Genomic DNA, 25921 nt, shown 5'->3' with positions numbered 1-25921 from the left:
CATGGGGGACCCCAGCGGCAGCGCTCGCGGCCGCCTCGCAGTCTTCGCCCGGTCGGGCTCAGCCCTCGCGCGCCGCCGACGTCGAGGACATGTCCGGGTAGCGGTCCCCCGCCACAAGCCCGGCGATCGGCTCCAGGACCGCCAACTCGTCCGCGGTCAGCTTCAGCCGGGTCGCCCCGACGTTCTCCAGCAGCCTGCTCGTCTTACGAGTGCCGGGGATCGGGACCACCGCGAGCGAGTGCACCTCTGCCTGCTGCTGCACCCAGGCCAGCGCCACCTGCCCGACCGTCGCCCCGTGCGCTGCCGCGATCTTGTGCACGGGTTCGAGCAGCGCGGCGTTCGTCTTGGCGTTGTCGCCGGTGAAGCGCGGCTGGTACTGGCGGAAGTCGCCCGCCGACAGCTCCTTGCCCGCGTCCGCGAACGCCCCGGTCAAAAATCCGCGTCCGAGCGGCGAATACGGCACAAAGGCGACGCCGAGCTCGGCCGCCGCGCCCACCGCGCTGCGTTCCACATCCCTGCTGAAGAGGGACCACTCCGACTGCAGGGCGGCGATCGGGTGCACGGCGTGCGCCTCGCGCAGCTCCGCGCCGGTGACCTCGCTCAGCCCCAGGTGCTTGACCTTGCCCTCCTCGACCAGCTCGGCCATCGCGCCGACGGACTCGGAAAGCGGCACGGCCGGGTCGCGGCGGTGCATGTAGTACACGTCGATGACGTCGGTCTTCAGCCGCGTGAGGCTCGCCTCGACGGCCTGCCGGATGTACGCGGGGTCGTTACGGATGCCCCGGTAGTGCGGGTCGTCGGTCCGCTCGATGGAGAACTTGGTTGCCAGCGTTATCTCGTCGCGGTGCGCCCCGAAGAACGGCGCGAGGAACTCCTCGTTGGCTCCTCGCCCGTACACGTCCGCGGTGTCGAAGAGCGTGACACCCGCCTCCAGCGCCGCCTCCAGGGTGTCCCGGGCAGCCACCGGGTCGGTGTCTCCGTAGAACTCGCTCATGCCCATGCACCCCAGGCCCTGCACGCCGACCAGCGGTCCGTTGGTCCCGAGCCGTACCTGTGCGATCTTGCTGTTGCTCATCAGGGTTCAGACCCTCTCCGACGCCCGGTGGGCGCCCGCGTAAAACTCGATCTTGTGGTCGAGGACGGCAAGCGTGTCCTGGAGTTCCGCGATCCGCGTAAGAACGTCGCGCCGCGTCTGCTCCAGCAGCTCCTGCCGTGCCTCGAAGGTGTGCTCGCCCTCCCGCACCAGCTCCGCGTAGCGGACCATGTCCGCGACCGGCATCCCGGTCAGCCGCAGCTTGCCGACGAAGGCGAGCCAGTCCAGGTCGCGGTTGCTGAAGCGCCGCTGCCCGGTGTGCGAGCGGTCGACATGCGGCATCAGCCCGATCCGCTCGTACCAGCGCAGGGTGTGCGCGGTGAGTCCGGTGAAGGCGACGACTTCGCTGATCGTGTAGCTGTCCTGCCCCTCGGGGCGCGGATACGCGCGGGGAGCCGACATGCACAGGTCCGTTGGTACCGCCGTGCTCTCGATCAGCGTCATGCCTCAACGCTAGGACCTTCGAGTGCACTCCAAGCAAGCGGAAACCTGTGGCAGTTTCCGGACGACGCCGAATAGCCTCCGGAACCATGAGCCTCGCACGCCGCGCCACCCCTGAGGACGCCGAAGAACTGGTACGCCTGCGCAAGGTCATGCAGGACTCGTATCTCGGCCCCGATCCGGACGTCAGCTGGCAGAGCGCCGCCGTCGCGACGCTGCGCAAGAAGCTGGCCGACCCGGACGCCGACCTGACCGCGTTCGTCGTCGAGCGGCCCGGGGGCCTGGCGGCATGCGCGGTCGGCACCATCGAGTACCGGCTCGGCGGCCCCGGCAATCCGCACGGCACCAGCGGTTACGTCTTCAGCGTCGCCACCGACCCGGACCGCCGCCGCCGGGGCCATTCCCGCGCCTGTATGGAGGCGCTGCTGGCCTGGTTCCGCGAGCGCGGCGTACGCAGGATCGACCTGCGCGCCTCTCCCGACGGCGAGCCGCTGTACGCCTCGCTCGGCTTCGTCCGCACCCCCGATCCCGCGATGCGGCTCACCCTTGAGGACGGTCCAGTAGGACCGTCTAGGCTCTGACGCATGCAGAGCGTGGCGATGATCGAGAACTGGCCGGTACCGACCGCGGCGGCCGCCGTCGTACGAGCGGACGGCACCGTCGCCGGATCTCATGGACCGACGTCGCACCGCTTTCCCCTTGCTTCGGTCACCAAGCCGCTCGCGGCGTACGCGGCGCTCGTGGCGTACGAGGAGGGGGCGATCGAACTCGACGAACCGGCAGGTCCTGAAGGCTCCACGGTCCGGCATCTGCTGGCCCACACCTCGGGCCTGGCCTTCGACGAGCATCGTGTGACGGCGCCGCCCGGCACCCGTCGGCTCTACTCCAACGCGGGCTTCGAGGTGCTCGGAGACCATATGGCCAAGGCGACCGAGATCCCGTTCGCCGAGTATCTGCACCAGGCGGTGCTCGAGCCGCTGGGCATGACGGCGACAACGCTGGAGGGCTCCCCCGCGAAGGACGGCGTCTCGACGGTCGACGACCTCGTCCGCTTCGCCGCCGAGGTCCAGGCCCCGCGGCTGCTTGACGCCCGCACGGTGCTGGAGGCGATGACGGTCACGTATCCGGGACTGTCCGGGATCCTCCCCGGCTACGGGCACCAGAAGCCGAACGACTGGGGTCTCGGCTTCGAGATCCGGGACGCCAAGTCCCCCCACTGGACTGGCAGTTCGTCATCGCCGCGCACCTTCGGCCACTTCGGGCAGTCCGGTACGTTCCTGTGGATCGACCCGGACGCGGGCGCGGCCTGCGTGGCGCTCACGGACCGGCACTTCGGGCCGTGGGCGATCGAGGCCTGGCCGGCGTTCACGGACGCGGTACTCGCCGAGCTGCGCTGAGACGGGACCAGTCGGAGCCGGTCGCGTCGACGGCCTGGATCTCGTGCTGGAAGGTCCCGCCCCAACTGGGTCGGCGCACGAGTCCCGGCTCACATCTCCCAGATCAGGACCTCGGCACGACCGGTGGCCGCGGCCAGTTCGACTCCCTGGGCGTCGCTGATCCGCGCCGAGTCGCCAGGACCCAACTCGTCCTGTGCCAGCCGCACTTCACCGCGTACGACGTGGACGTACACCGCAGGCGCGTCCGGCACCGCCGTGCGCTGCCTCGGGGCCAGACGGCGCACGTGCAGCATCGAGCCCGCCTCGGGGAGTGCGTACGGCGTCGAGTCGGCGATGCCGTGCACGATCTCGTACGAGGGATCACCGCCCGGCGACAGCGGCGCCAGCCACATCTGCACGAAGGTCAGCGGCACGTCCGCGTCGTTGCGCTCCACATGCCGCACGCCGTCCGCCGAGCTGAGCCGCTGGACGTCACCGGGGCGCACCACTGTGGCGTGGCCCGCCGAGTCGCGGTGGGTCAGCTCGCCCTCGACGACCCAGGTGACGATCTCGGTGTGACTGTGCGGATGCTCGTCGAATCCCGCGCCGGGCTCCAGTCGCTCCTCGTTGCAGGCGAGGATCGCGCCGAAGCGGAGGTTGTCGGGGTCGTAGTGACGCCCGAAGGAGAACGCGTGCAGGGACTCGATGCCCGAGGCGGGGTCGCCGCCGCGGTAGCGGTCGGCGGAGCGCCGTACGTCAATCACGGGTCCACGGTAGCCCCGCGACGACCGTCCGTTCGCCGGACGCACCTCGCGCGGCGAACGGTGTCACCGCGGCCGGGGCTCACGCGGCGAGCAAGGTCCCCCGCGGCCCGGGCGCTCGCGGTGACACGAGCCGGTGCGCGGCTGCTTCCGGCGCCGGGCGACACGGCACGTTCTGCGTGCCACGAGCCGCTGCACGGCGCGACCGCGAGGCCCCCCGGCGCCGCGCCGTCCGGCGCCCGTACCAGGACAAAGGACCCCGCCACTCCGTTCTCCCGTCCCGATAAGGCACTCTTGTCCCCGTGCCCGAACCTGCAGCAAACGACGCCCACCAGCATTCCGCGACCCTGCGCCGCCTGGAACAGTCCTCCGGCCGGCTCGCCGCGAACGCCATCGCACGCATGGACGCGACGCTGCCGTGGTACCGGGCGATGCCTCCGGAGAACCGGTCGTGGATCGGCCTGGTCGCCCAGGCCGGCATCGCCGCGTTCACCGAGTGGTTCCGGCATCCGGAGACCCCGCAGGCGATCTCGACCGATGTCTTCGGCACGGCTCCGCGCGAGCTGACCCGGGCGATCACCCTGCGCCAGACCGTCGAGATGGTGCGTACGACCATCGAGGTCATGGAGTCGGCGATCGAGGAGGTCGCCGCCCCCGGCGACGAGTCGGTGCTGCGCGAGGCCCTGCTCGTCTACGCCCGCGAGATCGCCTTCGCCACCGCCCAGGTGTACGCGCAGGCCGCCGAGGCCCGCGGCGCCTGGGACGCCCGCCTGGAGTCCCTCGTGGTCAACGCCGTGCTGTCCGGCGAGGCCGACGAAGGTGCGGTCTCCCGCGCCGCCGCGCTCGGCTGGAACTCCCCCGAACATGTCTGCGTCATCCTCGGCACCGCTCCCGACGGTGACAGCGAACTCACCGTCGAGGCGATCCGCCGTGCCGCCCGGCACGCCAAGCTCCAGGTCCTCACCGGAGTCCTCGGCGACCGACTCGTCGTCATCGCGGGCGGCAGCGACAATCCGCTGCATGTCGCCAAGGCTCTGATCGGGCCTTATGCGGCCGGACCGGTGGTCGCAGGGCCCGTAGTGCCCGATCTGCTGGCCGCGACCAGGTCGGCACAGGCCGCAGCCGCCGGGCTCAAGGCGTGTTTGGCCTGGCAGGACGCCCCGCGCCCGGTACTCGCCGACGATCTGCTCCCCGAGCGCGCCATCGCCGCGGACCCCGCCGCGCGCGAGCAGTTGGTGGAGGAGATCTACAGACCACTGGAAGAAGCAGGGTCGGCGCTGCTGGAAACTCTGAGCGTATATCTGGAGCAGGCGAGCAGTCTCGAAGGCGCGGCCCGGATGCTCTTCGTCCATCCCAACACCGTGCGCTACCGGCTGCGACGTGTGACCGACGTCACCGGTTGGTCACCCTCCGATGTCCGATCCGCGTTCACTCTGCGCATCGCACTCATCTTGGGGCGTCTGGCCGACGCAGATTCGCAGCCCTAGACTTTTGTCGAACACCAACAATTCCCCTGACGGTTCTTCGTCCCTGTCCCCACGGGCGGTTGGAGCCGTCCACAAGAGAGAGTGTGAGGGTGCTCGTACTCGTCGCTCCCGGCCAAGGCGCTCAGACGCCCGGCTTCTTGACTCCCTGGCTCGACCTCCCCGGCGCTGCCGACCGCATTGCGGCCTGGTCCGACGCCATCGGGCTCGACCTTGCCCACTACGGCACGAAGGCCGATGCGGACGAGATCCGCGACACGGCCGTGGCGCAGCCGCTCCTCGTGGCCGCCGGCCTGCTGTCGGCCGCCGCGCTGGGTGACATCACGCCCGGGGCCGTCGCAGGTCACAGCGTCGGCGAAATCACCGCGGCCGCGTTCGCGGGTGTCATCGACGACGCCGCCGCGCTCGGCCTCGTACGCACCCGGGGCCTGGCGATGGCCGAGGCCGCCGCGGTCACCGAGACCGGCATGTCGGCCGTCCTCGGCGGCGACCCCGAGCACGTCGTCGCCCATCTCGAGGGCCTCGGTCTGACCGCGGCGAACGTCAACGGCGCCGGCCAGATCGTCGCCGCCGGCACCGCCGAGCAGCTCGCCGCACTCGCCGAGAACAAGCCGGAGAAGGCCCGCGTCATCGCGCTGAAGGTGGCCGGCGCGTTCCACACGCACCACATGGCGCCCGCGGTCACGACGCTCCAGGAGGCCGCGACGAAGCTCACGCCCGCCGACCCGGCCGTCCCGTACGTCTCGAACAAGGACGGGCAGACCGTCGCCACAGGCGACGAGGTCATCGCCCGGCTGGTCGGCCAGGTCGCCAACCCGGTCCGCTGGGACCTGTGCATGGAGACCTTCAAGGCGCAGGGCGTCACCGCCCTGATCGAGGTCTGCCCCGGCGGCACGCTGACGGGCCTCGCCAAGCGCGCGCTGCCCGGCGTGCAGACGCTCGCGCTGAAGACCCCTGACGACCTCGACGCGGCCCGCACGCTCGTCGCCGAGCACTCTGCCTGACAAGGAGCCGTAGAGCATGTCGAAGATCAAACCCAGCCAGGGTGCTCCGTACGCACGGATCATGGGTGTCGGCGGCTACCGCCCGACCCGGGTCGTGCCCAACGAGGTGATCCTCGAGACGATCGACTCCTCCGACGAGTGGATCCGCTCCCGCTCGGGCATTGCCACGCGCCACTGGGCCTCTCCCGAGGAGACCGTGTGCGCGATGTCCGTCGAGGCATCCGGCAAGGCGATCGCCGACGCGGGGATCACCCCGCAGCAGATCGGCGCGGTGATCGTCTCCACCGTCTCGCACTTCAAGCAGACCCCGGCCGTCGCCACCGAGATCGCGGACAAGATCGGCGCGATCAAGCCGGCCGCGTTCGACATCTCGGCGGGCTGCGCGGGCTTCGGCTACGGCCTGACCCTCGCCAAGGGAATGGTCGTCGAGGGCTCGGCGGAGTACGTGCTCGTCATCGGCGTCGAGCGGCTGAGTGACCTGACCGACCTGGAGGACCGTGCGACGGCCTTCCTGTTCGGCGACGGCGCCGGCGCGGTCGTCGTGGGCCCCGCCAAGGAGCCGAAGATCGGCCCGACCGTGTGGGGTTCGGAGGGCGACAAGTCCGACACCATCAAGCAGACCGTGCCGTGGGACGAGTACCGCAACGGCACCGTCGAGAAGTTCCCGGCGATCACGCAGGAGGGCCAGGCGGTCTTCCGCTGGGCCGTGTTCGAGATGGCGAAGGTCGCCCAGCAGGCGCTGGACGCGGCCGGAATCACCGCGGACGACCTGGACGTCTTCATTCCGCACCAGGCAAATATGCGAATCATCGACTCGATGGTGAAGACTCTGAAGCTGCCGGAGCACGTCACGGTCGCCCGTGACGTGGAAACCACCGGCAACACCTCGGCCGCCTCGATCCCGCTCGCGATGGAGCGGCTTCTGGCGACCGGTCAGGCCAAAAGCGGCGACACCGCACTCGTCATCGGCTTCGGGGCGGGTCTCGTCTACGCAGCCACGGTAGTTACCCTCCCCTAGGCAACCGGATCTTCCGGACGCCACACCCTCTGAAACAACACCGAAGGAGCGCCACATGGCCGCCACTCAGGAAGAGATCGTTTCCGGTCTCGCGGAGATCGTCAACGAGATCGCCGGTATCCCGGTCGAGGACGTCCAGCTGGACAAGTCCTTCACCGACGACCTGGACGTCGACTCGCTGTCCATGGTCGAGGTCGTCGTCGCCGCCGAAGAGCGCTTCGACGTCAAGATCCCGGACGACGACGTCAAGAACCTGAAGACCGTCGGCGACGCCGCGGACTACATCGCGAAGCACCAGGCCTGAGCCTGAGACGCGCTTGTCGCCACCTGACGGTGGCGTCGTGAATATTCAGCACCCTCTACACGTGGAGAAAGAATTCCTGTGAGCTCGACCAATCGCACCGTGGTCGTCACCGGTATCGGCGCAACCACACCGTTGGGTGGCGACAGCGCATCGACCTGGGAGGGTCTGCTCGCCGGACGCTCCGGAGTCAAGCCCCTGGAGGGCGAACGGTTCGCCGACCTCCCGGTCCGGATCGCCGCGCCCGCGGCGGTCGACCCGGGCGAGGTGCTGCCGCGCCCGCTGGCCCGCAAGCTCGACCGCTCGGCGCAGTTCGCGCTGATCGCGGCGCGCGAGGCGTGGGCCGACGCCGGCTACACCGCGCCCGCCGGCGAGGACGACAAGATCCAGCCCGGCCGCCTCGGCACGGTCATCGCCTCCGGCATCGGCGGCGTGACGACGCTGCTCGACCAGTACGACGTGCTCAAGGAGAAGGGCGTACGCCGCGTCTCCCCGCACACCGTGCCCATGCTGATGCCGAACGGCCCCTCCGCCAACGTCGGCCTGGAGGTGAACGCCCAGGCGGGCGTGCACACTCCGGTCTCCGCCTGTGCGTCCGGCGCCGAGGCGATCGGTTACGCCGTCGAGATGATCCGCACCGGCCGTGCCGATGTGGTCGTCGCCGGTGGCACGGAGGCGGCCATCCACCCACTGCCGATCGCGGCGTTCGCCAACATGATGGCGATGTCCAAGAACAACGACGAGCCCGAGAAGGCTTCCCGGCCGTACGACAAGGGCCGTGACGGCTTTGTCCTCGGCGAGGGCGCGGGCGTCGTCGTCCTCGAGTCGGCCGAACATGCCGCGCGGCGCGGCGCGAAGGTCTACTGCGAGGTGCTGGGCCAGGGCCTGTCCGCGGACAGCCACCACATCGCGCAGCCCGAGCCGACGGGTCGGGGCATCGCGACCGCGCTGCAGAACCTGCTGGACTCGACGGACCTCAAGGCGACCGAGGTCGTACACCTGAACGCGCATGCGACGTCCACGCCGCAGGGTGACGTCGCCGAGATCAAGGCCCTGCGCAAGGTCCTGGGCGACGAGCTCGACCATGTCGCGGTCTCCGCCACGAAGTCGATGACGGGCCATCTGCTGGGCGGCGCGGGCGGCATCGAGACGGTCGCGACGGTGCTCGCGCTGTACCACCGCACGGCCCCGCCGACCATCAACGTCGAGGACCTCGACGAGGAGGTCGACGCGGACATCGTGCGCGGCGAGCCCCGCAAGCTGCCTCAGGGCACGATCGCGGCGATCAACAACTCGTTCGGCTTCGGCGGCCACAACGTGGTGCTGGCGTTCCGGACGGTCTGAGTCCGCCTACGCGTGAGGCCCGCTCCCTTTCCCGGGGGGCGGGCCTTTTTCGTCCAGCCTGGCGGCGCGCGGCGGGCCGGCTGCGGGTCAGACCACCTGCTGTCAGACCACCTGGTGGAGCCAGCGGACCGGCGCGCCCTCGCCCGCGTAGCGGAACGGCTCCAGTTCGTCGTCCCACGGCTTTCCCAGCAGCTTCGCGATCTCCGCCTCCAGCTCCGTCTCCCCCTGCGCCGAGCGCGCCAGCGCGGCGCGCAGCCGGTCCTCGGGAACCAGGATGTCGCCGTGGATCCCGGTGACCGCGTGGAAGATGCCGAGCTCGGGCGTGGCGCTGTACCGCTCGCCCTCCGCCGTGGGGCAGGGCTCCGCGGTCACCTCGAAGCGCAGCATCTGCCACCCCCGCAGGGCAGAGGCGAGCTTGGAGGCCGTGCCCACCTCGCCCCGCCAGGAGAACTCGGCTCTCCACGTGCCGGGCGACGCCGGCTGGCGGATCCAGTCCAGCTGGACCCGCACGCCGAGCACGCCCGCGACCGCCCATTCGACGTGCGGGCACAGCGCGCGCGGTGCGGAGTGAACGTACAGAACGCCACGTGTCGTCACCGGGACCTCCAGTGTGGGACGAGGATCGTCTTCCCAGCGGCCTCAGTAAACAGCATCGGGAGTGAAACTCCGCAAAAGGGACAGCATGTGACGTGATGTAATTTACCGGAGCCGATGGGCACGCTGCCTCTGGGTCGACGGGGAAAAGCTACCGTGAGCAGGCGCCCGACGGGTGACGTAATGTCGGTCCCGGGACCCGTACGCACCAAGCTTTCACTCGGCAGGACGTCACGGACCGGTGATACGGAGGGGAACTGGGGATGCGGGAGACGAGTCGGACGCGCCGCTCGCGCGGTGCGGCGGCAGCCCTGATGGCGGCACTCCTCCTGTTGACCGGCACGCTCGCGGGATGTGACTCCTCGTCGGACGCGAGAGGGAACGGCGCCCCCGCCACTCGGCGGCCGTCCCCGAAGCCCACCCCCCTCTGGGACCGCAGCCCGGACTCGATCGCCGCGGTCGGCGACTCCATCACCCGCGGGTTCGACGCGTGTGTCGTGCTCTCCGACTGCCCGGAGGTGTCCTGGGCGACCGGCACGGACACGACGGTACGCAGCCTGGCGCTGCGGCTGATCGGCGCGCCCGCGGTGGCCGAGCGCAGCTGGAACTACGCGCGCTCCGGCGCGGACGTGGCCGATCTGGCCGAGCAGATGACGCAGGCGGCGGCGAAGAAGCCCGAGTTGGTGACCGTGATGGTCGGCGCGAATGACGCCTGCGCGGACTCGGAGGAGCGCATGACGCCCGTCGACGCCTTCCGCCGGTCCTTCGAGGGCGCCCTGAAGGAGTTACGGCGTACCGCGCCGAAGGCCCAGGTGTACGTGTCGAGCGTGCCGGATCTCAAGCGGCTCTGGTCGACCGGCCGCGGCGATCCGCTGGGCAGGCAGATCTGGAAGCTGGGCATCTGCGCGTCGATGCTGGGCAACGCGGACGACGAGAGCCCGAAGGCCGAGCTGCGGCGGACCCGGGTGCATGAGCGGGTGGTGGCGTACAACGAGGTGCTGAAGGATGTCTGCGGGAAGGACATGCGCTGCCGGTACGACGGGGGTGCGGTCTTCGACTTCCGGTTCAGCGGCGACCAGTTGAGCCGCTGGGACTGGTTCCACCCGAGCAAGAACGGCCAGGGCCGACTGGCGGAGATCGCCTACCGCAACATCACGGCGGCGACCGCGCCGCGTGCATGACCCACCGGGAGGGTGACCGCGCCGCCCGGGGAGAGCGGTACGAGCACCTGGCCGTCCTCCTCGGCTGCTGGGGCTGCTGTGTCTCAAGTGGCACGGTAGCCACGGCCGTTGTCCCAAGGTGATACTTCCGCCACCCGACGGAAGGATTCACGTGTCCCGGATACGCGCTCGCCTGGACGTAGTTGGCGTCGCCCTCGTCGCCCTTGCCTTCGCGGCACCGCCGCTCGCCGCCGCGGATCCGGCGCCGCCCTCGGGGGCGGCGTCGACGTCGGGGGCGGCGTCGACGTCGGCTCCCGCGGTCACCGTCGAGGAGGCGCGGCTCGACAAGGCCGTGCCCCAGGAGATCCTGCGGCGCAGTGGATTCGACACGGTGGTACCTCGGTTCGCGGAGGCGCTCCAGGGGGCGTCGTCGTACCGGCAGGCCGAGCGGGCCGTCTTACGCCATGGCTCACGGCTGTGGGACCGGGCCGTCGACCGGGCCCAGGGCCGCGGGCCCGCGCGGGGCGATCTGAGCCGGGACGACGACCGGCCGCTGTACTGGGCACGGCTCGGCATGACCCGTGAACTGCATGCCTGGCAGCCCGAGTTCGGACTGACGGGAACGGAGCGTGCGCGACTGCTCGACCGGCTTGAGCGTTCTTCGCGCGGCCAGGACTCGATGAACCTTCCGGCGGGGAAGGGCATCAAGCGCATTGTGATGACGGGCTTCGACCCCTTCACGCTGGACCGTGACATCCGCATCAGCAATCCGTCCGGGGCGACGGCGCTGGCGCTGGACGGTACGTGGATCCGTACGGCGGACGGACCGGCGAGGATCGAGACGGCGGTCTTCCCCGTGCGCTGGCAGGACTTCGCGGACGGCACGGTCGAGCGGACCCTGCGTACGCAGCTGCCGAAGGCGGATCTGTTCACGACGGTGAGCCAGGGGCGGGTGGGCCGGATCGACATCGAGCGCACGAATGGTGCGTGGCGGGGCGGGTTCGGAGACAACGAGAACGTCTCGCGTACGGAGACGGTGCCGGTCAGCGACCCGGCGTCGCAGCCGCAGTGGACGACGACAACGCTTCCGTACCGGGCGATTGCGGCAGCGAGCACAGGGCGCTTCCCGGTGTACGACAACACGACGGTGACGGAGATCCCGGCGGGCGGAGCGGACCCGGTGGTCCGCCCCGACGGCCCGACGGCAGGCTCGACGGCGCGCGCCGGTGGCGGAGGCGACTACCTCTCGAACGAGATCGCGTACCGGGCGACGCTGCTGCGTGACCGGCTGGGGCTGACGATCCCGGGGGGTCATGTGCATACGCCGGTACTGCAGTTCGGCGCGGGGAACACGACTGGGATCACGGACCCGGAGTTCGTCCAGAACCGCCTGGACATCATCGCGCAGGTGCGGGAGATCATCCGGGTGGCGGCGGAGTCGACTGCCTGACGGCCCTGAACGGGGGTCGTCCCACCTGCCGTTGAGGTGCGACGACCCTCGGCGCGCGACCGCGTCGCCCGAGCATTGCCCGGCCTCCAGCCTGCCATGTACCGTTCAAGCGCGCGTTGCCCGGTAGTACGACGGGCGAAGTTCTACGCGCGCAGAATCGGCGCCCGCACCGCCTCTCCCCCACCCCTCATGGAGGTATGCCGGATGCTCGGATCCAGAGAGCCCAGAAGAAACAGACGTGCGCTCAGCACCGCCATCGCCGTGTTCGGCGCCCTGATCGCCGGAACCGCCGTCCAGACCGGCACCGCCGCTTCCGCGACCCCTGCCGCCACCGCCGCGCCCGCCGCCACTCCCCACCGCATCCTCTTCGACAACACCAAGGCCGAGACCGCAGGCAACGCCGACTGGATCATCGGTACCAGTCAGCCCGACCCGCTCGCGCAGGACTCGACACCCACCGCCGAGACCGACTGGACCGGTGCCCTCTCCGCCTGGGGGGTAGCGCTCCAGAAGACCGGCAACCACCAGCTCAAGACGCTGCCTTCGGGCAACACCATCACCTATGGCACCACCGCCGCACTCGATCTGCAGAACTTCGACACCTTCGTGCTGCCAGAGCCGAACGTCCTGCTCAGCGCCGCCGAGAAGACCGCCGTCATGAAGTTCGTACAGAACGGCGGCGGGCTCTTCCTGGTCTCCGACCACACCGGCGCCGACCGGAACAACGACGGCTACGACGCCGTCGAGGTCATCAACGACCTGATGAGCAACAACAGCGTCGACAGCACCGATCCGTTCGGCTTCTCCGTGGACACGCTCAGCGTCGGCACGGACAACCCGCGCGCCATCAGCGACACCACCAACCCGGTACTGAACGGCTCCTTCGGCAAGGTCACCGGCAGCATCATCCGCAGCGGTACGACCGTCACCCTCAAGCCGGCCGACAACCCGGCCGTCAAGGGCCTGGTCTACCGCACCGGCTACTCCGGCAACACCGGCGCCTTCTTCGCCACCAGCACCTTCGGCAGCGGCCGGGTCGCGGTCTGGGGCGACAGCTCGCCCATCGACGACGGCACCGGCCAGTCCGGCAACACCCTCTACGACGGCTGGAACGACACCGCGGGCACCAACGCGGCCCTCGCCCTCAACGCCACCGAGTGGCTCTCCGGCGGCACAGGCGGAGGAGGCGGGGGCGGCACCTGCACCGCCGCCCAGCTGATCGCCAACCCCGGCTTCGAATCCGGCAGCGCCTCATGGACCGCCAGCAGCGGCGTCATCACCAACGACACCGGCGAGGCGGCCCGTACCGGCTCCTACAAGGCCTGGCTCAGCGGCTACGGCTCCGCCCACACCGACACCCTGTCCCAGTCGGTGACCATCCCCGCCGGCTGCGCCGCCGCCACGCTCAGCTTCTATCTGCACATCGACACGGCCGAGACCACCACGAGCACGGCCTACGACACCCTCAAGGTCCAGGTCCTGAACAGCGGCGGCACGGTCCTGTCCACACTCGCCACGTACTCCAACCTCAATGCGGCGAGTGGCTACACCCAGCGCAGCTTCAGTCTCGGCGCGTACGCCGGACAGACCATCACCCTCAAGTTCACGGGCACGGAGGGCTCGCAGCTCCAGACGTCGTTCGTCATCGACGACACCGCGCTCAGCGTGAGCTGAGCCCGGCCACGGTCTGCCTCACCCTGAGGAACGCCTCGGGACCGAGGCCTGGCGGTCGCCGGTATTTGGTCAGTCTTTGGTCAAGCTGTACGGGGCCGGGTGGCCGTCGTCGCTCTCAGGCGGCGCCACCAGGTCCCGCACCATCAGCGTCGCCCCCGCCACCGCGCCCGGCATCAAGAAGACCGCGACGAACGGCACCAGGAAGGCGAGCGTCAGCGGGATGCCGAAACCGAGCGTGAGCATTCTGCGGCCCCGCAGCAGCCCAAGACGCTCCTTCAGCTCGACACCGCGCCGCTGAAGGGCGACCGCGGTGAGCTCTTCGGCCAGGAAGAAGCCCGAGACGCAGAAGCCGAGCGCCGGGACGACGGTCTGGCCGACGACCGGGATGAAGCCGAGCGCGAAGAGCAGCACTCCGTACAGCACCACGCGCAGCACGACCCGCAGGGAGTCGCGTGCGGAGATCCACAGCTCCCGCCAGAGCGGCAGCCCCGACTCGGGGACCTCGCCGCCCTCGCTGCGGTCGACCTGCTCGGACAGTGACTCGTAGAAGGGCTGGCCCACCAGCAGGGTCACCGCCGTGAAGGTGATCACCGCGAGGAACAGCCCGAAGGCGAAGACCAGCACGGTCAGAGTGCCGCGGACCAGCCCCTGCCAGGGCGAGGACCAGTCGTCGGCGAACGGTGTCGCCCAGGTGGTCAGGTCGTCGGCGCCGTAGGCGAGGGAGAGGAGCGCGGCGGTGTACAGCACCAGGGTCACCAGCCCCGGCAGCAGCCCGAAGCCGAACCACCGGCCGTGCCCGGCCACCCACCGCTGGCCCTTCACCAAATAGCCGAAGCCCACCCCGAGATCACGCATACGGACCACCCTATCGGGGGTGGCCTGATCCGCAGCCATGAGGCCGGTGGCGGCGGCTCGCCGAACCGGGTGTCACGTTCAAGCCCCCCTTGTTGTTCTGGAGTTGAACCGGTAGACCCCTGCGTACTGATCGTTGTGCTGATCGACTACGACACTCCGGAGGCACGTACGCATGGGTACCCCCAGACCCGTCCTGGCCGTCACCGCCGCGCTCGTCGGTGCGCTGCTGCTCGCGCCGGGACCCGCGACCGCGGTTCCCGGCGCGCCCGGTCGCGACGTGCCGCATCCCGTACGCGAAGGCGGCGGGCGCGACACCACGGCTGCCCGGGCTCCGCTCTCGGCCACGGCCGATGCACTGCGGACCAGGGCGCCCGAGCTCACCAGGAGCGGCGGCTATCCGCGCCGTACCGTCCTCGATGCGCCGCCCGTGAACCCGGCCGACAAGTCGATCAAGCTGGGGCTCGCGCCGTACCACTCGCTCGCTCCTCGGCTGAACGCCCTGCAGAAGCTCGGCGACCGCGTCAGCGTCGAGGTCGCCGGGCACTCCGCCGGCGGGCACGAGCTGTATCTCGTCACCGTCACCGCGCCCGAGAGCTCGCGCCAGGCGCGTGAGCAGGAGCGGATGCGGGAGCGGATCGAGAACGTTCCGGCCGCCGCCGCCAAGGACCGGCGGATCAAGTCCTCGTACAAGACACCGGTGTTCATCAACAACAACATCCACGGCAATGAGTGGGAGGGCACGGACGCAGCGCTCAGGCTCATCGAGCAGCTGGCGAAGGCGAAGGACCGCACGACGGCCGAGCTGCTGTCGAAGAACCGCATCTATCTCAATGTGACGGCGAACCCGGACGGCCGTATCGCCGGAACGCGCGTCAATGCCAACGGCTTCGACCTGAACCGTGACTTCATCACCGGCTCCCAGCCCGAGGCGCGTGCCATCCGGCAGATCGCCATCGACAAGCAGCCCGCCGTCATGCTCGATCTGCACGGGTACGTCAACGGCACGCTGATCGAGCCGACGACTCCGCCGCACGGCGAGAACTACGAGTACGACCTCTTCCTGAAGAACGCCTACGCCAATGCCCTGGGCATGGAGAAGGCCGTCAACGGGCTGGGGTACACCCCGGCGAAGGACGGCGTCGAGCCCGCCGTCATCCCCTTCCGGGACCAGAAGGAGGGCTGGGACGACTGGCCGCCCATCTTCACCCCGCAGTACATGCCGTTCCAGGGCGCGGTGGCCGCGCACACCATCGAGTTCCCGATGGCGGTCAACAACGAGGAGTACGACTCCCTGCCGGTCGCCGAGCTGCGCCGCCGGGCCGCGATCAACACGGGCATCGCGGGCGCGGCGATGCGCGCGACGCTCGACTACACGCGCACGCACCGCACTTCGGTGATCGCCGACCAGATCGAGACCTTCCGGCGGGGCGCGGCGGGCGAGGCGCAGCGGCCGGTCTCCGAGAAGACCGTGCCGGGGGTGCCGGGCATCGGTCCCGAGGACGTGTACACCACGACCTTCCCGCGCGCGTACGTCATCCCGGCCGGTCGCGGGCAGAGGTCGGCGACCGCGGCGGCCCGTCTGGTGGACCATCTGGTCGTCAACGACGTGCGGGTCGAGCGGGCGGTGCTGCCCTTCCGGCTCGCGGGCCGCAGCTATCCGGCGGGGTCGTACGTCGTCGACATGCACCAGTCCAAGCGCGGCATCGCCAATGTGATCCTGGCCGACGGCCGGGACATCAGCGCGGACGTCTCCACGATGTACGACATCTCGGGCTGGAGCCTGGGCCTGCTGTGGGGCGCGACGGTGGAGAAGGCCGCCGGGGGCGAGCTCCATGTGGTGAGCCGTCCGGTCCATGCCGCGTCGCCCACCGGCCATGTGTCCCCGTTCGGGGATCTGCGGCTGCGGCTCGACGACCCGAAGGAGCTCGCTGCCGTCAACTCCCTACTCGCGCAGGGGGTTTCGGTACGGCGTGCGGCGGACGGGTCCGCCATCGTGCCGGCGTCGGCGCGGGAGCGGGCAACCGTGCTCGCGGACCGTTTCGGGGTCCGGTTCACGGCCACGAAGGAGCGCGGTGTCGCGCCGCTGAAGCGGACCCGGGTCGCCGCCGCGGTGACGGCGGGCGAGCAGTTCGCGCTGCGCGAGATGGGCTTCGAGGTGCTGCCGGTGTCGACGGAGGCCCTCAACGCGGGCTTCGACTGGTCGAAGGCGGATGTGCTGTATGTGTCGGCCGGTCTTGAGTACGGAAAGCTGACGCCCGCCGCCCGCAAGGCCTTCCTCGGCAGCGGTGTCGGCGTGGTCGGACTCGGCTCGGACGGTGCCGCGTTCAACGCGGCTGCCGGGCTGCTCGCGGCCAAGGCGGTCGTCGGCAACGGCGACGCCAACGGTGTGGTGCGCGTGGCCAACGCCGGCGGTGCGATCACCGGCGGCGCCCCGGCGCACACCTTCGTGTACTCGCCGCTGTGGTTCACGGACCTCGGCCCGGGTGTGCGCGCCGACCAGTCGTACGGCGCGGGCAACCCGCTGGTCGCGGGCCACTGGCGGGCGCTGGACGACGGGACGGGCGGCCCGAAGGACGCGGCGGGCCGTGCGTCGATCGTCAGCGGCAGGACGGCGAAGGGCGCGCCGGTGGTGCTGTTCGGCACCGAACCGCTGTTCCGTGACCATCCGAAGGGCGTGTTCGCGCAGGTGGGCCGGGCGCTGCTGACGCACTGAGGACGCGCTGATCACACACTGAGTTCACGCTGATCACGCGCTGAGGGCCGCACCCCGGGCGGGGTGCGGCCCTCTCGTACGCAGTGCCGGTCGGACTCCTGCGCCGTGCCGGTCAGACCGCGAGGTCGACCGTGATGTTGCCGCGGGTCGCCTTGGAGTAAGGGCAGACCTGGTGGGCCTTCTCGATCAGGTCCTTGGCGGTGGCGGCGTCCACGTTCGGGATGTCCGCGGAGATCTTGACGATGATCCCGAAGCCCTCGTCGTTCTTGCCGATGCCGACCTCGGCGGTGACCGTCGAGCCGGATATGTCGGCCTTCTCCTGGCGGGCGACGACACCCAGCGCACCCTGGAAGCAGGCACTGAAACCGGCGGCGAAGAGCTGCTCCGGGTTGGTGCCCGCACCGGAACCGCCCAACTCCTTCGGCGGGTTGACGACGACATCGAGCTGACCGTCATGGGTGGCGACGCGGCCGTCACGGCCGTTCTGCGCGGTGGCCACGGCGGTGTACAGGACGTCGGACTGCTGGATGGACATGAAGAGATTTCCTTCTGTGGTTCACCGCGGCTCGCGCCCACGACCGCGGTGGCTGGGGACGAGACTACTGGGTGAGCGAAACGATCATCTTCCCGGTGTTCTCGCCCCGCAGCAGACCGGCGAAGGCCTCGTAGCCGTTCTCGATGCCCTCGACGACGGTCTCGTTGTACTTGAGCTCGCCGGAGGCGATCCAGCCCGCGACATCCTGGACGAACTGCGGCTGGAGGGCGGCGTGGTCGCCCACGAGCACGCCCTGCAGGCGCAGCCGCTTGCCGATGACCATGGCGAGGTTGCGCGGTCCCGGGGTGGGCTCGGTGTTGTTGTACTGGGCGATCATGCCGCAGATGGTGGCACGGCCGTGCACGTTGAGCGAGGAGATCGCGGCCTCGAGGTGGTCCCCGCCGACGTTGTCGAAGTAGACGTCGATGCCGTCCGGGGCGGCTTCCTTCAGCTGCTCCCCGACCGGGCCGTTCTTGTAGTTGAAGGCCGCGTCGAAGCCGTACTCCTCGACGAGGAGCTTGACCTTCTCGTCCGAGCCCGCCGAGCCGATGACGCGGGACGCGCCCTTGAGCTTCGCCATCTGGCCGACCTGGCTGCCGACCGCGCCGGCCGCGCCGGAGACGAAGACCGCGTCCCCCTCCTTGAAGGAGGCGACGTCGAAGAGACCGGCGTAGGCGGTGAGGCCCGTCATGCCCAGCACGCCGAGATAGGCGGAGAGCGGGGCGAGGGAGGCGTCGACCTTGGTGGCGTGCTTGGCGGGCACATCGGCGTACTCGCGCCAGCCGAGGCCGTGCAGGACGTGGTCGCCGACGGCGAAGCCCTCGGCGTTGGATGCGATGACCTCACCGACCGCGCCGCCGTCCATGGGCTGGTCGAGCTGGAACGGCGGGACGTACGACTTCACGTCGTTCATCCGGCCGCGCATGTAGGGGTCGACCGAGAAGTGCAGATTGCGTACGAGGATGCGGCCCTCGGCCGGCTCGGACACCGGCGCCTCACGCAGAGCAAAGTCCTCCGCCGTGGGCCAGCCATGCGGACGGGCGACGAGGTGCCATTCACGGCCGGATGCGGGAAGTGCGGACATGCTCGTTCCTCCTAGAAAAGCTTCACTAACTGAAACAACCATGCTCCTAGATATTTCATGTTGTCAAGTATCCGGGTATCCTGGTACCCATGGCCACACCACGAACTGATCCACTGACCGTCGAAGTAGTCGAACTCATCGGCACCGTCGTGGCCCGCTACCACACGGAGTACGAGCAGGCGGCGGCCAAGCACTCACTGACCGGGGCGCAGGCGCGGGTACTCGGCCTGCTGACTCTGGAGCCGATGCCCATGCGCCGGGTCGCGCAGCAGCTGAAGTGCGAGCCGTCGAACGTCACCGGCATCGTGGACCGGCTGGAGGCACACGGCCTGGTGGAGCGGCGGCCCGATCCGAACGACCGCAGGGTGAAGCTGGCCGCGCCTACGGAGGAGGGAGCCGAGACCGCACGGAAACTGCGGGAATCGCTGGACTTCGCGCGCGAGCCGCTGGCGGAACTGTCCAAGGAGGAGCGGACGGTGCTGCGGGACCTGCTCAGACGGATGCTGGGCGAGCAGACGTCGTAGCCTCTCGGCCCCTTCTGCTCGTCGTATGCACCACCGGTTAGGTCCTGTCCGGTCGATCAGGCCGGATCAGTGAGTGGGGGTCCCCCCACGCCCCCAGGGCGTAGGGGGAGGGTCTGGTGCGTGCAGATGCAAGGCGGAGGAAGGAGCCCACGCGGAGCGTAGGCGACTGACGACAACGCAGCAGATGCGCGTGCCAGGGCACGCGAGCCCGGCAAGATCGGCCGGACAGGGCCTAGATGCACCAGAAGAGGAACTGATTGCAGGTCTCTGTGGGGGTGGGGGTCGGCGCCGGCTGCGAGGGCGGCTGCGAAGGGTCCGCCGTGCCCGTCGCGCTCGGCTGCCCGGTGGTCGACGGTTCCGCGCTGCCCGAGGGCCCGCCCCCGGAGGGGCCGGCGGACGGGCCGCCACCGGCCGGTCCGCCGGCCCTCGGCTTCCCGGAACCGCTGCCGCCCGGGCCCTTGCCGGTCCCGGTGCGCGTGGGGCGCGCGGAACTCGACGACGTGACGGCCGGTTCGGTCACCTCGTCGGGACCCGGAGGAGTCACATCGTCGTCCGTCGGCTCCGGGGCGGGCTCCGTCTCGACGCTCGGGTCCTCTTTCACGGCGGTGGCCGCGCCCTCGTCGCCCGGATTCTCCAAGGCCAGTTCGGCCAGGCTCAACGCGCCCGCCGCGAGCACCAGGCCGACCGTGCCGAACAGCACCTTGCGGCCACGCCGCTTACGGCCCCGGCGTCCGGCCGGGGGCTTGCGGCGCGACGGGGGCTGACGGCGGGAACGCCGATGGCCCGCGGGCTCGGACACCTCGTCGAGTTCGTAGACGTGGTCCGCCGCGGGCGCACTGGGGCTGAGATGCCGCAGCTCCTCGACCGGGGTGCCGCAGCCTGCGCAGGCCAGCGCGCCGTTGAGGTGCCGTCGACACTGGTGGCAGTAATCCATGGCGTCCGCAGGCTATGCGGCGAGGAGTACGAGAGGTGGATGAGATTGTGAGGATGTTGTGCGGAACCTTCACTTCCGCAGCGAGTCAGCTTCGTACGGTTGACGGCGCGTTCGAACCACACGGCCGGGCAGAATGTCGCGCATGACCGCAGCCGCGCCGTTCGGGCCCCTCGACTTCCAGCTGGTGTTGCTGCGCCGGATGGCCGACCATCAACCGGATCTCGTCGAGGACGCCCGTGGGGAACTCGGGGTCTCGGTGGCGCAGATGCGCGAGGCCAACCGCCGCTGGCAAGGGATGGTCCGGGCACCCAGGAGCCGAGGTGCGCTCGCCCGTTACCGTTCGGTGCTCGGCGAGCCGGAACGGGTCGTCCGGCGGAAGATCGGCGATCTGGAGTGCGACGCGCTGCTGTGGCCGGTGCCGCTCTGGCCGGATCTGCGCTTCGAGGTGCTGGCCGCGGACGGCGGGGCGGTGTGGAACGAGTGGCTGGTCCGCGCCCCGGGGGCGGCGGGGCCGGAGCTGTGTACGGCCGATGATCTGGTGCCGTGGTCCTGCACGGTGGACGAGGTGGCGAAGGCGTTCCCGCCGGCGAGGCCGATGGAGGGCTCGGCGCCGACGCGATGGCAGTTGGAGATCACGCTGCCGGGCGGGGAGCGGTGTGTGGCGGAGTTCTGCTGGGGCCTTCTGCAGAGGCGGCTGAACTGAGCCGGCGGGAATCCCCCCGGCCGAAGTCCGCATGAGATTGAGGGCACCGCGGCCGCAGGTCGCGCGCCCAGCGACGGCGGGCACCGCAGCCGCGTGCCAGGCGACGGCGCTCGCCCACGGACACGGCACCGAACGCAGGCGCAGGCGCATGCGCCGCCCCCGAACGGCTGAACAGATCTGGCGGTGCGTCAGCTCCGTACCCCCGACCGGCTCACCCAGCGCGCGCACCTCCCGTGGCGATCGCACGATGCGAACAAGTACCGCACTCGGGAGGATCTGCCGTGACCGTCAGCCTTGAGCAGTTGCGCCGTTGCCATGTCGCCGTCGACCTGGGAGCAGCGAGGACCAGGGTCTTCGTGAAGGGGGCCGGGCTCGTCGTCGACGAGCCGAGCGTCGCCGCCGTCAACACCCGCACCGGCGCGCTGATCGCGGTCGGAGAGCTGGCCGAGAAGATGACGGGCCGTACGCCCGACTACATCCGCGTCGCCCGCCCCATCTCCGGCGGCACCATCGTCGACATCGACATGGCCCAGCGGATGCTCCGTCACCTCCTCGGCGAAAAGCTCCGCCGCCAACTGCGCCGCAAGCCGCGGCTGCGCGCCGCCGCCTGCACCCCGCACGACAGCGACCCGCTCGCCGAGCGCGCCGCCGTCGAGACCCTCGTCGGCCTCGGCGCCCGCCGGGTCGAACTGGTCGACACCCTGATCGCCGCGGCCGTCGGCTGCGGACTGCCCGTCGAGCAGCCCACCGCGACCATGATCATGGTGTGCGGCGCGGCGACCACGCAGGTCGCCGTGCTCTCGCTCGGCGCGATCGTCACCGCCGAGCGGATCCCGGTGGGCGGCAACGCCATCGACCATGCGGTGATCCAGCACCTGCGCCATCAGCACGAACTGATGCTGCCAAGCCAGTCCGTACGCCCCCTCCAGCTGGCGCTGCACGGCAACGGCCTCACCACCCACGGCCCGGCCTCGACCGAGATCCACGGCCGGGACGTGGCCACCGGCCTCGCCCGCTCGGTGCGTGTCGACACCGCCGCCGTACGGAACGCGATCCACACCCCGCTCACCTCCGTGCTCGACGGCATCGGCAAGGTGCTGCGGGACTGCCCGCCGGACCTGGTCGCCGATCTCGCCGACCGCGGGATCATGATGGTCGGCGGAAGCGCGCTGCTGCCGGGCCTGGACCAGATGCTGCGGGATGCGACCGGAATGCCCGTGAACATCGCCGAACGGCCCGACATCTGCGCCGTGCTCGGCCTCGGCTCGATGCTGGAAGGCAAGATCCAGTCGATGGTCCTCGATCCGCTCGTCGAGAGCAGCTGCTGACGGGACCCCGGCACACTGCGGCACGCTCAGATCGCGGGCGCCCCGGTGGCGGCCCGCAGGGCGATCCGGGTCGATGACTGGGCGACGCCGGCCTCGCGTTTGAGAGTGCGCAGCAGAGCGTCCAGTTCGGCGGGGTCGGCGGCTCTGGCCCGTACGAGATAGTCGTGCGCGCCCGTCACGTGGACGACCTCGGTGATGCCGGGCAGCTTGAGCACGACCCGCTCGAACTCCTCGTTCGTCGTGTCGAGCCGGAGCGTGATGTCGATGAAGACGACGAGACCCGCGCGGGTGTCGGCCGTGGGGTCGACGAGCGTGGTGAAGCCACGGATGACTCCGTCGCGGAGCATCCGGCGTACCCGGTCGGCGGCGGCGTTCGCGCTGAGGCCGACCCGGACGCCGAGATCGCGGTACGAGATCCGCGCATCCTGGCGCAGCACACCGAGGATTTCACTGTCGAGGCTGTCCATACCGCGATTGTCGCAGTACGAGCCGTAATTCGACCGCGTGAGCAGCGGCCGGGGCCCGACAGTGTGCGCCATGAGTGAGATGTGGACGACGGCGATGGCGGGTGCGGCTGCGGGCCTGGGAGTGGCGATGCCCGTGGGGGCAGTGGGTGTGCTGCTCATACAGGAGGGCATGCGCGACCGTCGCGGTGCGGTGGCCGCCGCGGCCGCGGTCGCCGTCGTGGACTGCGCGTACGCCGCCGTGGCGACCGCGCTCGGCCCCCTCGTCGCCTCCGCGCTCTCCGGCGTCGAGGCCTGGGTCCGGCTGGTGTCGGCCACCGTGCTGGCGGTGATCGCGGTGCGCGGGCTCGTGGCCTCGCGGCATCCGGGACCCGTCGCCGAGGGTGGGAGCGACGGCGCCGGACCGGTGCGCACGTTCACCCGGTTCGCCGCGCTCACGCTCATCAACCCCACTACCGCGCTCTACTTCGCCGCCCTGACCACGGCTCAGGGCGCGGCCCTGGTGACCGGCGCGGCCGGGGCCGTATTCGTCGGCGGGGTCTTCCTCGCCTCCTTCGTGTGGCAGCAACTACTGGTCGCGGCCAGTGGTTTCGCGGGCGCACGCATCTCGGACGCCGCCCGCGCCTGGACCTTCCGGCTCGGCTACGGCCTGGTGGCGGTGTACGCGGTCAAGGTCGCGCTCCCTCTTCCCTGAACCACTGCCGATCGGCGGCCGGCGCGAGCGCTGAAGCTGAAGCGTCAGCCATGGCGTCGGCTATGGCATCGGCTATGGCATCGGCTATGGCATCGGCTTGCGGGCGTCGTAGCGCGCGAAGTCGCGCCAGCGCAGGGCCAGCAGGGAAATCGCCAGCACACAGGCGATGCCGCCGCCCGTCACTGTCACCGTCGGCGAGGTCAGATCGGCGACGCTGCCGGCCAGGAAGTCGCCCAGGCGCGGGCCGCCCGCGACAACGACGATGAAGACGCCCTGGAGACGGCCGCGCATCTCGTCCGGGGCGGCGGTCTGCATCATCGTGTTCCGGAAGACCATCGAGACGGTGTCCGCACAGCCGGCGACGGCGAGGAAGAACAGCCCGAGCCAGAGGTTGCGGGTGAGCCCGAAGACGGCGATCGCGCTCCCCCAGGCGCCGACGGCGAGCAGTACCGCAAGACCGTGCCGGCGGATCCGCCCCTGCCAGCCGGAGAACACCCCGCCGAGCAGCGCGCCCAGGGCCGGGGCGGCGACCAGCAGTCCGGTGGTGCGGGCGTCGCCTCCGTACCAGAGGACGGCGACGGCCGGGAAGAGCGCGCGCGGATGGGCCAGGATCATTGCGCAGAAGTCCGAAAAGAAGGTCATCCGCAGGTTGGGCCGGGTGGCGAGGAAGCGGAGCCCGTCCAGTACGGACGCCTTCTTGGCCCCTGCCGCGCGTTCGGGTCGCATGGAGGGCAGCCGCCACATCGCGTACAGCGACGCGGAGAAGGCGACGGCGTCGATGAAATACGCGGTCTGGTACCCCGCGAACCCGACGATCAGCCCGCCGAGCATCGGCCCGAGCAGCGTCCCCGAGGTCATGGTCATGGAGCTGAGCGCATTGGCGGCGGGCAGCTGCTCGGGCGGTAGCAGCCGCGGGATCATGGCGCTGCGCGCCGGGGAGTTGACGGCGGCGCAGACGGCTTGCAGCGCGACGACGGCGTACAGGAACCAGACGTGCCCGAACCCGATGAACGCCCCTGCCGCGAGGGCGGCGGACAGTACGGCGGAGCCGCTCGAACTGACGAGCCCAAGCGTGCGCCGGTCGACGGTGTCTGCGATGGCCCCGCCGTAGAGCCCGAAGGCGACGAGCGGGACGAGCGAGCAGAGCCCGACGAGCCCCACGGCGAAGGTGGAGCGGGTGATGTCGTACACCTGCAGCGAAATGGCGAGGGCGGTCATCCCCTGCCCGACCCAGGAAATGGTGCTGCCGAACCAGAGCCGCCGGTAGTCGGCGGAGGTACGCAGTGGCGTGAGATCGGCGAGTATCCGGGGGCGGGCGGTGTCTGTCGGCATGCGGCGCAGTATATGAACGAGTCTGGAGGCGACCCCTTACATCCCCCGCACCGCACCCGGTTCGCCGCGCGCCCCCGCATTCACCCGAATAGCGTGAAAGGGACGCACCCCCAACCAGGAGGTTCGACCCATGGCCGTTCACCCCGAAGGCACGCCCTGCTGGACCGACGCCATGTTCCCCGACCTGGGAGGCGCCAAGCGCTTCTACGGTGAGTTGCTCGGCTGGACGTTCGGCGAGGGCTCGGAAGAATTCGGCTACTACACACAGGCGTACTCGGACGGTAAGGCCGTGGCCGCCGTCTCACCGCAGATGCCCGGTATGGAGAGCGTCCCGGCCGCCTGGAACCTCTACTTCGCCACCCCCGACGCCGACTCCACCGCAGCGAAGATACGGAAGTACGGCGGAACGCTCTCCATGGAGCCGATGCAGGTCGGCGAGTTCGGCACCATGGTCACCGCCCGGGACCCCAGCGGCGCCTACTTCAGCGCCTGGCAGTCCGGCAGCCACGAGGGCTTCGAGAAGACCGGCGAGCCCGGCTCGTACGCATGGGCCGAGGTCACCACGCGTGACGCCGACAAGGCGGACGACTTCTTCCCCGCCGTCTTCCCCTTCGAGGTCCAGAAGATGACCGGCGACCAGGTCGACTTCGCGGTGTGGAACATCGGCGGCCAGCCGGTCGCGGGCCGGCTCAAGATGACCTCCGACTTCCCGCCGGAGGTGCCGCCGTACGTCAATGTCTACTTCGCCGTGCAGGACTGCGACGCCGCCGTCGCCACGGTCAACAGGCTCGGCGGGAAGCTGCACTTCGGCCCGATGGACAGTCCCTTCGGACGCATCGCCGCGGTCTCGGACCAGCAGGGTGCCGCATTCTCCGTGATCGATCTGCAGACGACGGTGGGCGACATGCCCCAGTTCACCTGACCGGTTCGCCGGACCCGGTCTTCCTGACCCGGTTCACCTGACCGGTCCGCCTGCCCGGTTCACCCGGCGAGTGCGTCCGGAAGTGCACTCGCCGGACGCACGAGGTGAGGCCTCGTCCAGAGGTGGCGCGGCC

Annotated in this window: 26 protein-coding genes; 16 read left to right on the top strand and 10 right to left on the bottom strand. The window is 70.3% G+C overall.

The window, feature by feature from the left end; translation table 11 throughout:
* Nucleotides 1-58: 58 nt before the first annotated feature.
* Nucleotides 59-1075, bottom strand: coding sequence for an aldo/keto reductase (locus tag OG729_RS27265; RefSeq protein ID WP_405808447.1), 1017 nt, complete (start codon nucleotides 1073-1075; stop codon nucleotides 59-61).
* A gap of 6 nt (nucleotides 1076-1081) precedes the next feature.
* Nucleotides 1082-1537 carry a MerR family transcriptional regulator gene (locus tag OG729_RS27260; protein ID WP_405808445.1) on the bottom strand — a complete coding sequence of 152 codons (456 nt, stop codon included), beginning with the start codon at nucleotides 1535-1537 and terminating at the stop codon, nucleotides 1082-1084.
* Between the two features lie 86 nt (nucleotides 1538-1623).
* Here OG729_RS27260 and OG729_RS27255 point away from each other — a divergent pair, with 86 nt between their 5' ends.
* Nucleotides 1624-2115: a GNAT family N-acetyltransferase gene (locus OG729_RS27255; protein WP_405808443.1), complete on the top strand. Its 492-nt coding sequence runs from the start codon at nucleotides 1624-1626 to the stop codon at nucleotides 2113-2115.
* Nucleotides 2116-2118: 3 nt separating this feature from the next.
* Nucleotides 2119-2931: a serine hydrolase domain-containing protein gene (locus OG729_RS27250; RefSeq protein ID WP_360884734.1), complete on the top strand. Its 813-nt coding sequence runs from the start codon at nucleotides 2119-2121 to the stop codon at nucleotides 2929-2931.
* An 89-nt stretch (nucleotides 2932-3020) separates the two neighbouring features.
* On the opposite strand, the gene OG729_RS27245 is transcribed toward OG729_RS27250, so the two are convergent.
* Nucleotides 3021-3674 (bottom strand): pirin family protein, encoded by a 654-nt coding sequence (locus tag OG729_RS27245; protein WP_405808441.1) that lies wholly within the window; start codon nucleotides 3672-3674, stop codon nucleotides 3021-3023.
* A 299-nt stretch (nucleotides 3675-3973) separates the two neighbouring features.
* Between OG729_RS27245 and OG729_RS27240 the strand changes: the two genes are divergently transcribed.
* The 5 genes from OG729_RS27240 to fabF all read left to right on the top strand — a co-directional run bounded on the left by OG729_RS27240 (nucleotide 3974) and on the right by fabF (nucleotide 8822).
* Complete coding sequence (locus OG729_RS27240) at nucleotides 3974-5158, top strand: helix-turn-helix domain-containing protein (protein WP_360884728.1); 1185 nt, start codon at nucleotides 3974-3976, stop codon at nucleotides 5156-5158.
* Between the two features lie 89 nt (nucleotides 5159-5247).
* On the top strand, nucleotides 5248-6159 hold the full coding sequence (locus OG729_RS27235) for an ACP S-malonyltransferase (RefSeq protein ID WP_405811305.1): 912 nt from the start codon (nucleotides 5248-5250) through the stop codon (nucleotides 6157-6159).
* Nucleotides 6160-6175: 16 nt separating this feature from the next.
* Nucleotides 6176-7177 carry a ketoacyl-ACP synthase III gene (locus OG729_RS27230; RefSeq protein ID WP_360884723.1) on the top strand — a complete coding sequence of 334 codons (1002 nt, stop codon included), beginning with the start codon at nucleotides 6176-6178 and terminating at the stop codon, nucleotides 7175-7177.
* 55 nt (nucleotides 7178-7232) lie between these two features.
* The gene (locus tag OG729_RS27225) at nucleotides 7233-7481 is read left to right on the top strand and encodes an acyl carrier protein (protein WP_023542032.1); all 249 of its coding nucleotides are present in this window, start codon (nucleotides 7233-7235) and stop codon (nucleotides 7479-7481) included.
* A gap of 78 nt (nucleotides 7482-7559) precedes the next feature.
* On the top strand, nucleotides 7560-8822 hold the full coding sequence (fabF, locus tag OG729_RS27220; RefSeq protein WP_360884718.1) for a beta-ketoacyl-ACP synthase II: 1263 nt from the start codon (nucleotides 7560-7562) through the stop codon (nucleotides 8820-8822).
* Nucleotides 8823-8924: 102 nt separating this feature from the next.
* Here the strand turns inward: fabF and OG729_RS27215 are convergent, their stop codons facing one another.
* Nucleotides 8925-9419, bottom strand: a complete 495-nt coding sequence (locus OG729_RS27215) for a DUF3145 domain-containing protein (protein WP_360884715.1) — start codon at nucleotides 9417-9419, stop codon at nucleotides 8925-8927.
* A 260-nt stretch (nucleotides 9420-9679) separates the two neighbouring features.
* Here OG729_RS27215 and OG729_RS27210 point away from each other — a divergent pair, with 260 nt between their 5' ends.
* From OG729_RS27210 to OG729_RS27200, 3 genes are all read left to right on the top strand, one after another.
* On the top strand, nucleotides 9680-10597 hold the full coding sequence (locus OG729_RS27210; RefSeq protein ID WP_405808439.1) for an SGNH/GDSL hydrolase family protein: 918 nt from the start codon (nucleotides 9680-9682) through the stop codon (nucleotides 10595-10597).
* 151 nt (nucleotides 10598-10748) lie between these two features.
* The gene (locus tag OG729_RS27205) at nucleotides 10749-12026 is read left to right on the top strand and encodes a pyroglutamyl peptidase (RefSeq protein ID WP_405808437.1); all 1278 of its coding nucleotides are present in this window, start codon (nucleotides 10749-10751) and stop codon (nucleotides 12024-12026) included.
* A gap of 204 nt (nucleotides 12027-12230) precedes the next feature.
* Entirely contained in the window at nucleotides 12231-13700 is a 1470-nt protein-coding gene (locus OG729_RS27200) for a hydrolase (protein ID WP_360884707.1), read from the top strand.
* A 69-nt stretch (nucleotides 13701-13769) separates the two neighbouring features.
* Here OG729_RS27200 and OG729_RS27195 read toward each other — a convergent pair whose 3' ends face one another.
* Entirely contained in the window at nucleotides 13770-14555 is a 786-nt protein-coding gene (locus OG729_RS27195) for an EI24 domain-containing protein (protein ID WP_360884704.1), read from the bottom strand.
* A gap of 172 nt (nucleotides 14556-14727) precedes the next feature.
* Between OG729_RS27195 and OG729_RS27190 the strand changes: the two genes are divergently transcribed.
* The gene (locus OG729_RS27190; protein WP_405808435.1) at nucleotides 14728-17268 is read left to right on the top strand and encodes a M14 family zinc carboxypeptidase; all 2541 of its coding nucleotides are present in this window, start codon (nucleotides 14728-14730) and stop codon (nucleotides 17266-17268) included.
* A gap of 112 nt (nucleotides 17269-17380) precedes the next feature.
* Here OG729_RS27190 and OG729_RS27185 read toward each other — a convergent pair whose 3' ends face one another.
* A complete protein-coding gene (locus tag OG729_RS27185; RefSeq protein WP_360884698.1) occupies nucleotides 17381-17803 on the bottom strand; it encodes an organic hydroperoxide resistance protein in 423 nt (140 codons plus the stop codon).
* Between the two features lie 64 nt (nucleotides 17804-17867).
* Nucleotides 17868-18887, bottom strand: a complete 1020-nt coding sequence (locus OG729_RS27180) for an NADP-dependent oxidoreductase (protein WP_360884695.1) — start codon at nucleotides 18885-18887, stop codon at nucleotides 17868-17870.
* 89 nt (nucleotides 18888-18976) lie between these two features.
* Here OG729_RS27180 and OG729_RS27175 point away from each other — a divergent pair, with 89 nt between their 5' ends.
* Nucleotides 18977-19411 carry a MarR family transcriptional regulator gene (locus OG729_RS27175; RefSeq protein WP_360884692.1) on the top strand — a complete coding sequence of 145 codons (435 nt, stop codon included), beginning with the start codon at nucleotides 18977-18979 and terminating at the stop codon, nucleotides 19409-19411.
* 232 nt (nucleotides 19412-19643) lie between these two features.
* Here the strand turns inward: OG729_RS27175 and OG729_RS27170 are convergent, their stop codons facing one another.
* A complete protein-coding gene (locus OG729_RS27170; RefSeq protein ID WP_405808432.1) occupies nucleotides 19644-20345 on the bottom strand; it encodes a hypothetical protein in 702 nt (233 codons plus the stop codon).
* A 142-nt stretch (nucleotides 20346-20487) separates the two neighbouring features.
* Between OG729_RS27170 and OG729_RS27165 the strand changes: the two genes are divergently transcribed.
* On the top strand, nucleotides 20488-21048 hold the full coding sequence (locus OG729_RS27165; RefSeq protein ID WP_360884686.1) for a hypothetical protein: 561 nt from the start codon (nucleotides 20488-20490) through the stop codon (nucleotides 21046-21048).
* 281 nt (nucleotides 21049-21329) lie between these two features.
* Complete coding sequence (locus OG729_RS27160) at nucleotides 21330-22376, top strand: rod shape-determining protein (protein WP_360884683.1); 1047 nt, start codon at nucleotides 21330-21332, stop codon at nucleotides 22374-22376.
* 26 nt (nucleotides 22377-22402) lie between these two features.
* Here the strand turns inward: OG729_RS27160 and OG729_RS27155 are convergent, their stop codons facing one another.
* Entirely contained in the window at nucleotides 22403-22843 is a 441-nt protein-coding gene (locus tag OG729_RS27155; protein WP_405808430.1) for an Lrp/AsnC family transcriptional regulator, read from the bottom strand.
* A 70-nt stretch (nucleotides 22844-22913) separates the two neighbouring features.
* Here OG729_RS27155 and OG729_RS27150 point away from each other — a divergent pair, with 70 nt between their 5' ends.
* Nucleotides 22914-23534 (top strand): hypothetical protein, encoded by a 621-nt coding sequence (locus OG729_RS27150; RefSeq protein ID WP_405808428.1) that lies wholly within the window; start codon nucleotides 22914-22916, stop codon nucleotides 23532-23534.
* Nucleotides 23535-23618: 84 nt separating this feature from the next.
* On the opposite strand, the gene OG729_RS27145 is transcribed toward OG729_RS27150, so the two are convergent.
* Nucleotides 23619-24866, bottom strand: a complete 1248-nt coding sequence (locus OG729_RS27145) for an MFS transporter (protein ID WP_405808426.1) — start codon at nucleotides 24864-24866, stop codon at nucleotides 23619-23621.
* Nucleotides 24867-24996: 130 nt separating this feature from the next.
* Between OG729_RS27145 and OG729_RS27140 the strand changes: the two genes are divergently transcribed.
* The gene (locus OG729_RS27140; RefSeq protein ID WP_405808424.1) at nucleotides 24997-25788 is read left to right on the top strand and encodes a VOC family protein; all 792 of its coding nucleotides are present in this window, start codon (nucleotides 24997-24999) and stop codon (nucleotides 25786-25788) included.
* Nucleotides 25789-25921: the final 133 nt, after the last annotated feature.

The organism is Streptomyces sp. NBC_00210, from assembly GCF_045160975.1.
GTDB lineage: Bacteria > Actinomycetota > Actinomycetes > Streptomycetales > Streptomycetaceae > Streptomyces.
Note: the sequence above shows the minus strand (reverse complement) of the source record. Positions and strands in the feature narration are given on the sequence as shown.